This is a genomic window from Arthrobacter sp. NPDC056886, from assembly GCF_042788715.1.
Lineage (GTDB): Bacteria > Actinomycetota > Actinomycetes > Actinomycetales > Micrococcaceae > Arthrobacter.
This window is the reverse complement of sequence record NZ_JBHUBT010000009.1, coordinates 158261-171117: the sequence shown is the minus strand read 5'-3', so window position 1 is coordinate 171117 and position 12857 is coordinate 158261. Positions and strand designations below refer to the sequence as shown.

At 69.1% G+C, this 12857-nt stretch carries 12 protein-coding genes; 7 read left to right on the top strand and 5 right to left on the bottom strand.

The window, feature by feature from the left end:
• Positions 1–17 precede the first annotated feature (17 nt).
• The 3 genes from ACFRJ8_RS16600 (at position 18) to ACFRJ8_RS16590 (ending at position 4146) form a co-directional block, all read left to right on the top strand.
• A complete protein-coding gene (locus ACFRJ8_RS16600) occupies positions 18–1766 on the top strand; it encodes an amidohydrolase (protein WP_377987248.1) in 1749 nt (582 codons plus the stop codon).
• 9 nt (positions 1767–1775) lie between these two features.
• Positions 1776–3038, top strand: a complete 1263-nt coding sequence (locus ACFRJ8_RS16595) for a M20 family metallo-hydrolase (RefSeq protein ID WP_377987247.1) — start codon at positions 1776–1778, stop codon at positions 3036–3038.
• A 367-nt stretch (positions 3039–3405) separates the two neighbouring features.
• A complete protein-coding gene (locus tag ACFRJ8_RS16590; protein WP_377987246.1) occupies positions 3406–4146 on the top strand; it encodes a hypothetical protein in 741 nt (246 codons plus the stop codon).
• A gap of 92 nt (positions 4147–4238) precedes the next feature.
• Here ACFRJ8_RS16590 and ACFRJ8_RS16585 read toward each other — a convergent pair whose 3' ends face one another.
• Complete coding sequence (locus ACFRJ8_RS16585; protein ID WP_377987245.1) at positions 4239–4511, bottom strand: DNA gyrase subunit A; 273 nt, start codon at positions 4509–4511, stop codon at positions 4239–4241.
• 218 nt (positions 4512–4729) lie between these two features.
• On the opposite strand from ACFRJ8_RS16585, the gene ACFRJ8_RS16580 reads away from it, so the two are divergent.
• Entirely contained in the window at positions 4730–5293 is a 564-nt protein-coding gene (locus ACFRJ8_RS16580; protein ID WP_377987244.1) for a dihydrofolate reductase family protein, read from the top strand.
• A 100-nt stretch (positions 5294–5393) separates the two neighbouring features.
• Positions 5394–5675, top strand: a complete 282-nt coding sequence (locus ACFRJ8_RS16575; protein ID WP_377987243.1) for a DNA gyrase subunit A — start codon at positions 5394–5396, stop codon at positions 5673–5675.
• Between the two features lie 50 nt (positions 5676–5725).
• Here ACFRJ8_RS16575 and ACFRJ8_RS16570 read toward each other — a convergent pair whose 3' ends face one another.
• Positions 5726–6493 (bottom strand): VOC family protein, encoded by a 768-nt coding sequence (locus ACFRJ8_RS16570; protein WP_377987242.1) that lies wholly within the window; start codon positions 6491–6493, stop codon positions 5726–5728.
• Between the two features lie 91 nt (positions 6494–6584).
• Between ACFRJ8_RS16570 and ACFRJ8_RS16565 the strand changes: the two genes are divergently transcribed.
• Positions 6585–7184 (top strand): YdeI family protein, encoded by a 600-nt coding sequence (locus tag ACFRJ8_RS16565; RefSeq protein ID WP_377987241.1) that lies wholly within the window; start codon positions 6585–6587, stop codon positions 7182–7184.
• Positions 7185–7259: 75 nt separating this feature from the next.
• Positions 7260–8135 carry a phosphatase PAP2 family protein gene (locus tag ACFRJ8_RS16560; protein ID WP_377987240.1) on the top strand — a complete coding sequence of 292 codons (876 nt, stop codon included), beginning with the start codon at positions 7260–7262 and terminating at the stop codon, positions 8133–8135.
• Here ACFRJ8_RS16560 and ACFRJ8_RS16555 read toward each other — a convergent pair.
• From ACFRJ8_RS16555 to ACFRJ8_RS16545, 3 genes are read right to left on the bottom strand one after another with little or no spacing between them, the layout of a single operon-like run.
• Positions 8088–10046 carry a glycogen debranching N-terminal domain-containing protein gene (locus tag ACFRJ8_RS16555; protein WP_377987239.1) on the bottom strand — a complete coding sequence of 653 codons (1959 nt, stop codon included), beginning with the start codon at positions 10044–10046 and terminating at the stop codon, positions 8088–8090. The genes ACFRJ8_RS16560 and ACFRJ8_RS16555 overlap by 48 nt on opposite strands.
• 26 nt (positions 10047–10072) lie before the next feature.
• The gene (locus ACFRJ8_RS16550) at positions 10073–11263 is read right to left on the bottom strand and encodes an ABC transporter ATP-binding protein (RefSeq protein ID WP_377987238.1); all 1191 of its coding nucleotides are present in this window, start codon (positions 11261–11263) and stop codon (positions 10073–10075) included.
• A complete protein-coding gene (locus tag ACFRJ8_RS16545) occupies positions 11260–12852 on the bottom strand; it encodes an ABC transporter permease (protein WP_377987237.1) in 1593 nt (530 codons plus the stop codon). Before ACFRJ8_RS16545 ends, ACFRJ8_RS16550 begins: the two co-directional genes overlap by 4 nt.
• Positions 12853–12857 lie beyond the last annotated feature (5 nt).

The window sequence follows — 12857 nt, the reverse complement described above, 5'->3', positions numbered from 1 at the left end:
ACCACGCTAGGTAACCCATGAAACTCGATCTGCTGCTGCGCAACGCGGACATCATCACCATGGATGAGCGCCGCCCGCATGCCACCTCAATGGGGGTCTGGCAGGGCCGGATTGTGGGCCTCGACGAGGACCTGGACGGACTGGAGGCCACTGAGGTCCTGGACCTCGGCGGCGCCACCGTGACGCCCGGCTTCATCGACGCCCACTGCCACACCACCTGGTTCGGGCTGGGCCTCGGCGAACTGGACGTCTCCGCCGCCCGCGGCCTGAACCAGCTCTACGCCCTGCTGGAGGCCGGCATGGCGGCAGGCAGCGCCGCCGCCGGGTCCGGTCCGGTGTCCGGGGACCGCCTGGCCTGGCTGCTGGCCACCGGTTTCAGCCAGCAGCAGCACGGCGGCGAGTTTCCGGACATCACCGTCCTGGACCGGATCACGGGGAACCGGCCGCTGTTCATGCGGCACAACTCCGGCCACATGGCCGTGGTCAACACCGCCGCGCTCCGGCTGGCCGGTGCCGAACCGGCGTCGTTCCCGGACCCCGACGGCGGCGTGATTGTCCGCGACGCCGCCGGCCGCCCCACCGGGCTGGTCCAGGAAACCGCGCAGCAGCTGATCCAGCAGCTGATCCTGCCGTACTCGTCCGAGGCGATCGAAGCCGCACTGGACCGGGCCACCCGCCACTACGCCGCGGAGGGCATCACCAGCTTCACCGAGGCCGGGATCGGCGGCGGCTGGATCGGCCACAGCCCCGTGGAACTGGCCGCCTACCAGCGTGCGGCGTCCGCGGGCAGTCTCCACGCCCGGGCGCAGCTGATGCCGGTCCTGGATGTGCTCCACCCGCTCGGCGGACAGCACCCGCCGGGCGCGGCACCTGCCGGACTGGACCTGGGCATCGCCAGCGGATTCGGCGACGACTTGCTGTCGCTAGGCCCGGCGAAGGTGTTTCTGGACGGGTCACTGCTCGGTGAAACGGCCGCGGTCAGCCAGGACTTCTGCAGCCACGGCGGGACGGACAACACCGGCAACGCCGGTTACTTCCAGGCCGAGCCGGAGGCGCTCCGGGCCAAGATCGAGGCCGCCTACGCGGCCGGCTGGTCGATCGCGGCGCACGCCATCGGGGACCGCGCCGTGGACCTCGCGATCGACATCATCACCGGCTGTGCCGCGAAATACGGCCCCCGCGCCCTGCCTAACAGGATCGAACATGCATCGATGACCCGGCCCGAGCAGCTCCCGCGGCTGGCCGCCGCCGGCATCGCCGTCACCCCGCAGGCCAGCTTCTTCTCCGACGGCGGGGACGGCATGACGCTGTCCCTCGGCCCGGAACGGCTCGGCTGGGCCTACCGGGCGGCGTCGTTCCTGGCCGCGGGGGTGACGCTCGCCGGCAGTTCCGACCGCCCCGTGGCGGACGGAAACGTGCTCCGCGGGATGCAGGCCTTCGTGGACCGGCGCACCGTCTCCGGTGCCGTTTTCGGGAACCCGGACGAGCGGCTGAGCCCGCTCCAGGCCCTGGCGGCGTACACCACCGGAGCCGCCGCAGCCACCGGAACGTCCGGCATCAAAGGCTCTCTGACCACCGGGAAGCTGGCCGACTTCACCGTTCTGTCCGGGTCCCCGCTCACCGCGGCCAGCATCGCCGAACTCGAGGTGCTGGCCACCGCCGTCGGAGGGAACTTCACGTTCCGGACCCCCGGCCTCACGTCCCCGGTAACGGCCGATTCGGCCGCAGCCGGTCCATTCTTCAGCACAGCTACCAACCGTTCATAGGGGAACACCGTGACTACTCAGACCACTTTCAGCACCCGCGACGCCGCGTTCGTGCGGGACTTCCACTTCATGAGCGAATTCGGCGCGACCGAGAACGGCGGCGTGGAACGGCAGGCCGCCAGCGTGCCGGACGGCCAGCAGCGGCAATGGCTCACGGGCCTGCTGGAGGCCAAGGGCTTCACCGTACGGTTCGACCGGGTCGGCAACCAGTGGGGCCTGTACGAGGCCGTGCCGGGTGCCCCCTTCGTGGTGGTGGGATCGCACATGGATTCCCAGCCGACGGCGGGACGTTACGACGGCGCGTACGGCGTGCTGGCCGCAGCCCACGCGGCCTTCCGGCTCGTGGAGCAGTGGGCCGCGGCCGGAGCCGCAGGACAGCCCCGGTTCAACATCGCGGTGGTCAACTGGTTCAACGAGGAGGGCTCGCGGTTCAAGCCGTCCATGATGGGCTCCTCCGTCTACACGGGAAAGCTCGAGCTCGAGAGCGCGCTGGCCACCACGGACGCGGCCGGAATCTCGGTCCGCGAGGCCCTGGACGAGATCGGCTGCCGCGGCAGCTACGAGGGCCCCGAAGCCGCGTACTGCGCCGAGATCCACATTGAGCAGGGCCGGAGCATGGAACGCGAAGGCATCACCATCGGCCTGGTGAACTCCAACTGGGCGGCCAACAAATACGAGTTCGTGGTCCACGGCGAGCAGGCCCACACCGGGTCCACCGTGATCACCGACCGGAAGGACGCGCTGCTGGGCGCGTCCATGATGGTGGTCGCCGCCCGGGAACTCGCCGACACCTTCCCCGGCGTGCTGCACACCTCCGTGGGGCAACTGAATGTCTACCCCAACTCGCCCGTCGTGGTGCCGTCCCGGGTGAGCCTGCTGCTGGACCTGCGCAGCGCCGACGAAGCTGTCCTTGCCGAGGCGGACGCCCTGCTGGACCAGCGGATCGCCGGGATCGAGAAGCTGGCGAACGTCACAATTGAGCGCAACCACTCCCACACCTGGCCCGTGACCCCCTACCAGCCAGAGGGCGTTGAACTCGCGGCCAAGGTGGCGGCGGACCTGGGCCTGGCGAACAAGCCGGTCATGACCCTGGCCGGGCACGATTCGACCAACATGAAGGACCTTGTCCCGACGGTGATGCTGTTCGTGCCCAGCGTGGATGGGATCTCCCACAACGAGCACGAATACACCACGGACGAGGACATCGTGGCCGGGCTGACCATGCTCACCGAAGTTGTGAATCGGCTCTGCAACGGGGCGCTGGAGGACTGACCGGGGGCCGGTCTGCGTTCGATGGTGCAAGGATGACCTGATGACGCCAAGTGTGGATCTACTTCTGCAGGGACCTCGAGGGCGCCGCCTGTGTCTTGAGCTGGCGATGCAGCTGGATCCGGAGGTCAAAACTGCGGCCTTCTGGTTGGCATACGAACTTGAAAGTGGGAGGGGAACTTCGTCCGTCCTGCTGACTGCTTCCTCTCCTAGTGACATTGCGGCTCCGCCCTCCCCGCCGTCACCAGAGGAGTTCGCGGCCAGGCTCGCTTCTCTGAACTTCGCCGGCCTCGACAGTGAACTGATGCAGCCGGCCCTCGCGCGATCGGTCGACACTGCAAGATACTGGCAGGAGCCCGATGGAGGGGACATGCTCGCAGCGTTCCCGGTTATCACCGCTGCTTTGTCCACGGTCGCCGGACAGCTCCTGGCAGCACCGGGCATCCAGTGGTACTGGCAGCCCCGCCGGGTTGAGCAGTGGGCCATTGACTGGCGATCGGCAGATGACCGGGCACCGCTACCGAAGAATCCGCGCCAAACACTGACCGAGTGGGGCCGCGAGGAACGTGCCGGGGAAGAACGGGCTGCCCGCGAACTCCCACACGGCCCGCGCGGCAACGTCTCCGGAACATGGTGGTCGATCCCGCACGGGCTGGTCCACACCGTTGGGCAAATTCCGGTCGCCCTGAGCCTGGTGGAAGACTCCCTGGGGTGGGAGCACGCGACGACGGTTCCGGTTCGGGGAGCGGGCCGGACTCTTGAGATTGGCGCAGCTGATGACTGGATATCGCTGTGCCGCAATTATCCGCTGGACGTCACCGCATCCCGGCGACACGACTGGTTCCGCGTGACCGGGCGCCATGGCAGATGGGTCATCCCGGATTGGGAAAAGGTGGCAAGCGAGTGGGACGCCGTACACCTGACGGTCCTTGGTTACCTCAACGGCGCAACGCGAGCACTCCAGGTCGATCCCCAAACGGCAACAGTCATCGCAGGATGGGACCCAGACAGTACGATCTGGCTCACGGACGTCGCACGTGAATGGGAAGGCCCCCGGCAGACGTGGCACCGCGCCTCCCACGGCGACCGATGGACCCCGGTGCCGCATTAGCAGTGACGCCTTGCGACCCATGGGTTTTGAGACACAGAGGTTTCGAGACGAGGCCAGGACGATCAACTGTAAGCGGATCGCACGCGACCAGTTCAGCGCCCATCGGGCAACTTTGATCTCAGTTCTTTTGCATAGGAAGCGAAGGCCTGACGCTGGTCTCGGGTGAATCTTCTGGCCTGCAGGTCGAGGACTGCCCGGCTGCCCAGCTCTCCGACGCCCAACAGTTGACCCACGCGACGGATTGCTTCGGCCATGTCCTCTGAATCCTCAATCACCTGGAAGACCTCGTCCCGTCGATCCATCGCCTGCACCAGAGCCTCGTGGACCATCAATTGTTGCCTCGTCTGCCGCTCAACCTCATCCATGCCGCGATTCTTGCACGACCGGCTGTCTTTGGGGCATTTCCGTCCAGTTTGGGATTCCTTCACCGGGCAGCTCAATCGAAACGGGGACCGAAGGCTATGGCATCCCCCGATCATGGGCAGTTACGGTGGCTCCATGAGGGGCAGGATGCTGCCGATCATATGCGGGACGGCAGAGTTCATTGACGCCCTCGACCACTACGAGACGGAAGGCTGGCGCCGTGCGGAAACTGATCTACGGCATGAATCTGACCCTGGACGGCTACATCGCCGCGGCCGGCGACGACATCGGCTGGAGCACGCCGAGCGACGAACTGTTCCACTGGTGGCTGGACCAGGAGCTGGCTAGCAGCCTGACCCTCTACGGCCGCAAGCTCTGGGAGACCATGAGCTCCTACTGGCCGACCGGCGACCAGCAACCCAACGCCACCCCGGCAGAGGTCGAGTTCGCGCGGAACTGGCGGGACACGCCGAAGGTGGTGTTCTCCTCGACGATCAACAAGGTCGACTGGAACACCCGGCTGGTCACCGGCGACGCGATCGCCGAGATCACCCGGCTCAAGGCTGAGGACGGTGGCCCGATGAGTATCGGCGGCGCAACGCTCGCCGGGGCTGCCATGCGAGCCGGGCTGATCGACGAATACGTGCTGGCCACCCATCCGGTCCTCGTGAGCGGCGGCACTCCGTTCTTCATCTCGCTGGACAGTTGGATGAACCTGAACCTGGTGGAGACGCGGACGTTTCCTGACGGAGTGGTCCTGACCCGGTACGAGACGAGGCGCTGAGGGCGATTGCTCCGCGCGGTCGGGCTGCGGTGATTTCATGTTCGCGGTGTCGCCGCGGCGGTCCGTCTCCGGCAATAGTCGTGCATGGAAGAATCGCAGAATGGATGCGGAGCAGCGGAGGCAGGAAGAGTACCTCCTGAGATTGTTGGACGGCCTCGTGAAGGCGCTGGATCGGCGGGAAGAAGTCTTCCAAGTGGTCGAGGATTCAGAGGACCAAGACGAAGCGATCCGTCGTCTCGTGGAACTGTTGGAGCTGGACGAATTTTCCTGCCGGGCAATCCTGGACATGCAAGTCAGCAGGTTCACTCGAGAAAAGCGCCGGACTACTGCTGCTCAAGCGGAAGAAGTCAGATCGAGGCTGTCGTCTGGCGGGGAGCCATAGAGAGCTGACTATTCGATAGGCTCAGGGCAGCTCTGGCCGGAACCGGAGCCTCAGACGCCTTCCGGTTTATGCGAGATCCAGAGCATAGCCCCGTTGGGGTTCTCCGGCAGATCGGCTGCGTCTGGGTTGGCCACGTGCAGGGTCCGCCCGAAGGCCTCTTCCGTCAGGCTGACCTGGTGACCAGCGCCCGCCAGGCGGTCCCGCAGGGCGGCGAGGTCGCCGGTGTATTCAAAGCCCAGACCGGACCGGGCCGCGCCGCTGGCCGGGCGCACCATCAGCACGCCGCCGTTCTTCGCCGTGAAATCCGCGGTTTCGTCAGCGTCCGGGGCCGGGCGCAGCCGGGCGCCCATGTTCCGCAGGGTTTGCGCGGCCGCGGCAGCGTCCGGAGTGAACCAGACTTCGACGACGGCGAGGGCCGGATCGGCGTCCGCGCACTGCGCGCCGTGGGCAGCCTTGTCCGCGAAAAAGCCGAACCCGTCCTCGCCCGTGATGCGGCAGGTGTCGCCGTGGCGGGCGCTGACCAGCTCGGCCGGGGTGGTCCCGTCCCCCGCGCCGGCCAGGTTGGTGCGGCGCGCGAACTCTGCCAAGTCTCCGACCTCGACGCCGAAGTCCGTCCTGCCGTCCTGCGCGTTTCCTTGTTCGCCAACGCCGTCTGTCCCGGCAGCCCCCGCTACACGGTGCAGCGCGAGGCGGCCAGAGCCGGCGTCGAACTCCTGCCAGTCGCCGTCGTCGACCGTCCGCACCATGCCGAGGGCGGACAGCAACTGCCCCCACTGGTCCATGCGGGAGGTGTAGTGGATCGGGCGGACGCGCAGCATGGGATCTCCTTGCGAGAAACGGGGAGTGGTTCCACATGACATGGTGCCACCAAAGCACCCATCCGGTCAGCCCCGCGAGCACAATGGTGCCATGGCTGCTGAACTTGAGGAACTGCTGGTGAATGACGCCGCCGAGTGGCGCGCCTGGCTGGAGCAGCACCACGCGCAGAGTCCCGGCGTGTGGCTGGTGCTGCACAAGAAGGGCGGATCGGTGACCGGGCTGGACTACGAGGCCGCGCTGCAGGAGGCGCTGTGTTTCGGCTGGATCGACGGGCAGGGCCGGCGGCGGGACGAGGAGAGCTCCTTCCAGCGGATGACCCGGCGGGGACCCAAGAGCGTGTGGTCCGCGCGGAACGTGGAGCGGATTGAGCGGCTGGAATCGGCGGGGCGGATGGCCCCGGCCGGACGGGCCGCCGTCGCCGCAGCCAAAGCGGACGGACGCTGGGAGGCGGCCTATTCGGGCGCGGCGACGGCGGAAGTCCCGGAGGATCTGGCCGCGGCCATCGCGGCCGAGCCCCGGGCGCAGGCGATGTTCGAGGTCCTGACGTCCGTGAACCGGTTTGCCCTGATTTACCGCACCAACTCGGTCAAGCAGGCCTCCACCCGGGAGAAGAAGATTGCCGGGTTCGTGGAGATGCTGGCCCGGTTCGAAACGCCATACCCGCAGACGAAACGGCCCCCGAACGCGTAACGGCCGGGCTGCATCCCAGAGAACTCCCAGCGGCTGTCCGGGCTGCGGATAGTTGCCGCTGGCAGAATTGGGCGGATGCTCCTTGCCCAGCGTGCCCCGAGACCCCCTGCCCGCCTGCCGCTGCCGTCCCAGCTGCGGCTCTTCTTCGCGGCAGTGGGCCTGCTGATCGCGGGGGAGACGGTCTTTTGGACCGTGCTCGCCGCCGTGCAGTCGAACAGCGGCGTGGCCGCCCTGGACGCGCCCGTGCACGACGGACTCGTCGCGTCCCGGGACCCGCTCGCCACCGCCATCCTGACGGCCGTGACCACGGTGACGTCGCCGCTGTGGATGACTGTGATCGGCTGCGCGGTGGCCCTGGCCTGGGCAGTCTGGAGACGGGAAGTCTGGCGTCCGGCCCTGCTAATGGGCGCCATGGCGGCCACCTTCGCGGTGTCCACGCTGATCAAACACGACGTCGGCCGCGGCCGGCCCGCCGCCAGCGACTTCATGCTGGGACCGGACGACGCCCTGTCGTTTCCCTCCGGCCACACCTTCGGTGCCGGCGTCTTCCTCTGCGTCCTCAGCTACCTGCTGGTGTCGGGCCGCGGGACCCGGACGAGCAGACGGACGACGTCGGTGCTCGCCTTCGCGGCCGCAGGCGCGGGGACTCTGGTGGTCGCCTTCAGCCGCCTGTACCTGGGCTATCACTGGCTGACGGACGTGCTGGCCGCCATGGGCCTGGCGCTCGCCATTACCGGGATCGTCATCCTGGCCGACGGGCTGCGCGCCACCCTGGCTCCGCGGCCCGCGCCGCTGGCGCCCGCCGCGCGCGGGCCGCTGACGCCGGCCGCGCTCCGGCCGCCGCCCGAGCCGGCGGACGTCCGCCCGGCCGAGGTTAACCCGGCAGGGCCAGAGCCATTCCTGTCAGAGCCCGACGCCCATCGCCTGCGCGACCACGACCGCCGAGGCTGAGGACCACGCCTGCGGGTGGCAGGAGGCCGGGTAGGGCACCGCGACGCCCGAGTCCTCGGCCCGCACCCCTGCGAACACCTCCGGCAGCCGGTGCCCGAAGGAGGCTGCCGCCGCGAGCAGACCATCGGCGAGGATCCGGGCCTCGGCGATGAATCCCTCGGCGAGGAGGCCGCGGATCGCGATGCCGGTGTCGTGGCTCCAGACCGAGCCGCAGTGGTAACTGAAGGGCCAAAACCCTGCGGCCCGCCGCGAGATCGTGTGCACGCCGTAGCCGGAGAACAGCTCGGGGCTCACCAGCCGGTCCGCCACGATCCGAGCTTCGGCCGCGTCCAGGATGCCCGTGCCCAGCAGATGTCCCATGTTTGAACCCGGGATGTCCAGGGGAACCCCGTGCCCGTCCAGGGCCATGGCCGGGAACGGCCCGCCGTCGTCCTCCACCCAGAAGCGCTCCCGGAACCTGAGCCGGAGGGCAGCGGCGAAGTCCCGCAGCGCCTGCCCGCCGGGTTCGCCGTAGGCATCGAACAGCTCCGCCGTTTCCATCGCCGCCTGGTACGCGTAGCCCTGCACCTCGGACAGGGCGATCGGCCCCTCGGCCTGGCGGCCGTCGCGGAACTGCATGGCGTCCCGGGAATCTTTCCAGCCCTGGTTGCTCAGTCCGTGCCCAGACGCGTCCCGGTAGCTGAGGAACCCGGCGTTGCCCGCCGCGGCGTTGCCCGCTTCGTCGTTAGCCGTTGCGCCGTCCGGCCCGGTTGCGCCGGCGGCGAGCAGCCACTCCGCGGCGCGTGCCGCGTTCGGCAGCAGTGACCGGACTGCGTCGTCGTCCCGGCCGGTGCGCCAGAGTTCACCAAGCAGGCAAAGCCACAGCGGGGTGGAATCCACGGCCCCGAAGTACACCGGCGGCAGGCGCAGGCCCTGGCTCTCCAGCACCAGCTCCTTGGACCGCAGCTCGTGCAGGATCTTGCCGGGTTCCTCGGCGGCCGCGGCGTCGGTCCGGGTACCCTGGAAGGCGGCCAGCGCGCGCAGCGTGCCTGCCGCCAGTCCGGTGTCGAGCCCGTTGTCCAGCGGCAGCAGCAGGCGCGCGGCCCACAGCGAATCCCGCCCGAACAGCGTGAAGTACCAGGGCGCCCCGGCGGCGATGAACGGCGCGTCCGGCAGCTGGCGGGTGGCCAGCCGGAGCCCGGCCACCTCATCGAGGGAGTTGTCCAGGAGCAGGCCCAGGGCCCCGGCCGGTCCGGTCCGCGGGCGGCGGGCCGCGGGAGGCCGGGCCGCAACCACGGCGTCGTCATCGTCGGTCAGGACGGCCTGCCATTCGGCCTCGAACGGCCGGCCCCGGCCCAGGGTTCCGTGCCAGGTGAGGTGCCCGTCCGGGGTGACGGCGCCGGCGGCCGCAACTGTCAGGGCCTTGCCGCCCTCCTTCCAGCGCAGCGCGGACTGGTCGGCCGAGATCGGCCCGGACGGGTCGCGGAAGCGGCTGAGGCGGATCTGGGCCATGTCGGTGAAGTCGGCGGCGAGTTCAATGCCGAGTTCGACGTCGAGGGAATCCAGTGACGTGCGCAGCTGCAGGGTGTGCCGCACCACGCCCGGCGTCACGGTCCAGGTCTGGAGGAGTTCGACGGCGGGATCCTCCGTGAGTCCCGGGATGCCGCGGACCAGGCCCCGGACGCGCAGGACGCCGCCGGGCTCGGCCTCGACGGCGGCCGGTTCGGGTTCCAGGCCGTTGACGCGCACCAACGCCCGGCAGAGCATCCGGGTGTCGCCGTGGAGCAGCCCGGTGAACCCGGCCGGATCAGCGGAGCCGCCGGCTCCGGGCGGTTTGATCTCGCCGGCCAGGCGGCCGTCCGGGTCGAGCCACAGCTGTGTGGGGGCGGCAACGGAGCAGTATTGGCGGTGCAGGCCTGGCTGAACAGTCATCCGCCCACCCTATCTCCAGAGCAGTCTTAGGGAGACTGTTGCTCATCCACCGGGAATGCCACGGCCTCGCCCACCACGCGGAGCCGCAGCTCCGTGCCGGGGCGGGCGATCGAGGCGTTCCAGTGCCGGATGGTGATGATTTCCCCGCCGCCTGGGTAGCGGTGGTCCGGGACGGCGCCTGCGGCAAGGACCGGCGGGACCGGAAGCTGGAGCCGGACCGTGGTTTCCGGGCCGAAGTAGTCGGTGTCCACCACTGTGCCGCGGATGGGACCGTCCTCGGAAATGCGGATCTGCTCGGGCCGCAGCATCAGCTGGACCCGGCCCTGGGCGGGCGGGCGACGCACGGGGATCCCGCCGAGCGAGCACGTGGCCAGGGAACCTTCCATCCAGGCATCCAGGATCACGGCGTCGCCCAGGAATTCGGCGGTGGCACGGTCCGCCGGGCGCGTGTAGACGACGAACGGGTTGCCGATCTGGGCCAGCCTGCCGCCGCGCATCACAGCCACCTGGTCGGCGAAGGACAACGCCTCGGCCTGGTCATGCGTGACCAGGATGGTGGTCACGCCGGCGTCCTTCAGGACCTGGGCCACGGCACGGCGGGTCGCCACCCGCAGGCCCGCGTCCAGGGCCGAGAACGGCTCGTCCAGCAGCATGAGCGCGGGCTTGCGGGCAAGCGCCCGGGCCAGGGCGACCCGCTGCTGCTGGCCGCCGGAGAGCTGGTGCGGGCGGCGCTTGGCCATGGCCGGGTCCAGAGAGACCATTTCCAGCAGCTCGCCCACCCGCGCCTTGACGCCGCGGTGCCCGCCGGGGAGCTGCGCGCTGTCCAGGCCAAAGGAGATGTTCTGCCCGACCGTGAGGTGCGGGAACAAGGCGCCGTCCTGGGCCACGTAGCCGACGTGGCGCTTGTGGGCGGGCACCCAGGCGTTCTCGCCCGCCACCTTGCTTCCATTGAGCGAGATGCTGCCGGTGTCGGGGTGTTCGAAGCCGGCGATCAGGCGCAGCAGCGTGGTTTTGCCGGAACCGGACGGTCCCACGATCGCCGTCGTTCCGCCCCTGGCGACGGAGAGGTTGACGCCCTTGAGGACGGCCTGGGGGCCAAAGTTCTTGGTGACCGCGTCGATTTCCAGGTGGCTGTTGGTGCTGGTGGCCACGGAAGCCGCGACCCGCGGCTCGGGGAGACGTGAGGGCGCCTCACGCGACGGGTAAACATCGGTCACTGTCCGGCTACTTTCTTGGACTGCTGGAAGAGCAGATAGGTCATGGGCGCCGAGATCAGGATCATCAGCAGCGCATACGGGGCGGCGCCAGCGTAGTCGATCTCGCTGCTCTTGCTCCAAAACTCGGTGGCGAGGGTGCGCGTCCCGTTGGGCGAGAGCAGGAGGGTGGCCGTGAGTTCGTTGACAATCCCCAGGAATACCAGGGCCGCGCCGCCGGCCGCGGCGGGGGCCGTGAGGCGCAGCGTCACGCGCAGGAAGGCCAGCAGCGGCGGCTTGCCGAGCACCTGGGCGGCCTCGTCGAGTTCCTTCGGCGCCTGGGCCAGCCCCGAGCGGATGTTCACGAGGGCCCGGGGGAGGAACAGCAGCACATAGGCCGCGATGAGGAGCGCCGAGGTCTGGTACATGCTGGGCACCATCCGGATGCTCACGGTCACGAAGGCCAGGCCCACCACAATCCCGGGCATGGAGCTGGTGATGTAGTTGGACAGCTCCAGGGACTTGCTGAACCAGCCGGGGCGCCGCACGGCCAGGTAGGCCATGGGGAACGCGACCACGGTGGTGACGACGGCGCCCGCAAGGCCATAGGCCAGGGTCTGCAGGAGGGCCGGCATGAATTCCTCGGCCGCCCAGATGTCCGGGCCGCCGGTGACGATCCAGCGCAGCACAAACGTCAGCGGCAGGCCGAACGCCAGCGCCGTGAGGGCGATCAGGGAAAGCTGGGCCGGGACCTGGTAGCCGCGCAGGGGCAGGCGCAAGGCGCGCGCCTGGGCGCCCGAGCCGATCCTGGCGTACCGGGCGCTGCCGCGGCTGCGGACCTCGACGAGCAGCAGGATCAGGCACAGGAACACCAGGACGCTGGCCAGCATGTTCCCCGCGGTCCCGTTGAACGTGGACTGGTACTGCACCATGATCGCGGTGGTGAAGGTGTCGAAGCGGATCATCGCGAACGCCCCGTATTCGGCCAGCAGGTGCAGCGCGACCAGCAGCCCGCCGCCGGTCATGGCGATGCGCAGCTGCGGCAGCACCACGCGGAAGAACGCGCGCCAGGCGCCGAGGCCCAGGGAGGCGGCGGACTGTTCGATCGCCGGGTCCAGGCGGCTGAGCGTCGCCGCGGCCGGGATGTACACGAGCGGGAAATAGGACAGGGTGGCGATCAGGACCCCGGACCAGAGCCCGCCGAGGGAGGGCACTGCGGATACCCAGGCGTAGCTGTTGACGAAGGCGGGGATGGCCAGCGGGGCGGCGAGCAGCACGGCCCACCACTTCCGGCCCACGAGGGACGTGCGTTCAACCAGCCACGCGCCGCCGACGCCCAGGACCAGGCACAGCGGCACCGTGACCACGGTCAGCAGCACGGTGTTCAGCAGGAGTTCGCCCACGCGCGGCCGGATGATCAGTGCGGCGGCGGTGTCCCAGCCGGTGGAGGCCGTCATGAAGACCACGTAGGCCAGGGGAATTAGGGAAAACAGGGCGATCAGGACCGCAATGATGGAAACAACAGAAACGCCGAAAGGCGGGCGGGGGCGCTTGCCCCTGCCCGCCGTCGTCGTGTCCCCGGATAATTTGGGGACAGCCAGCTTGGAAGTCACTGCTG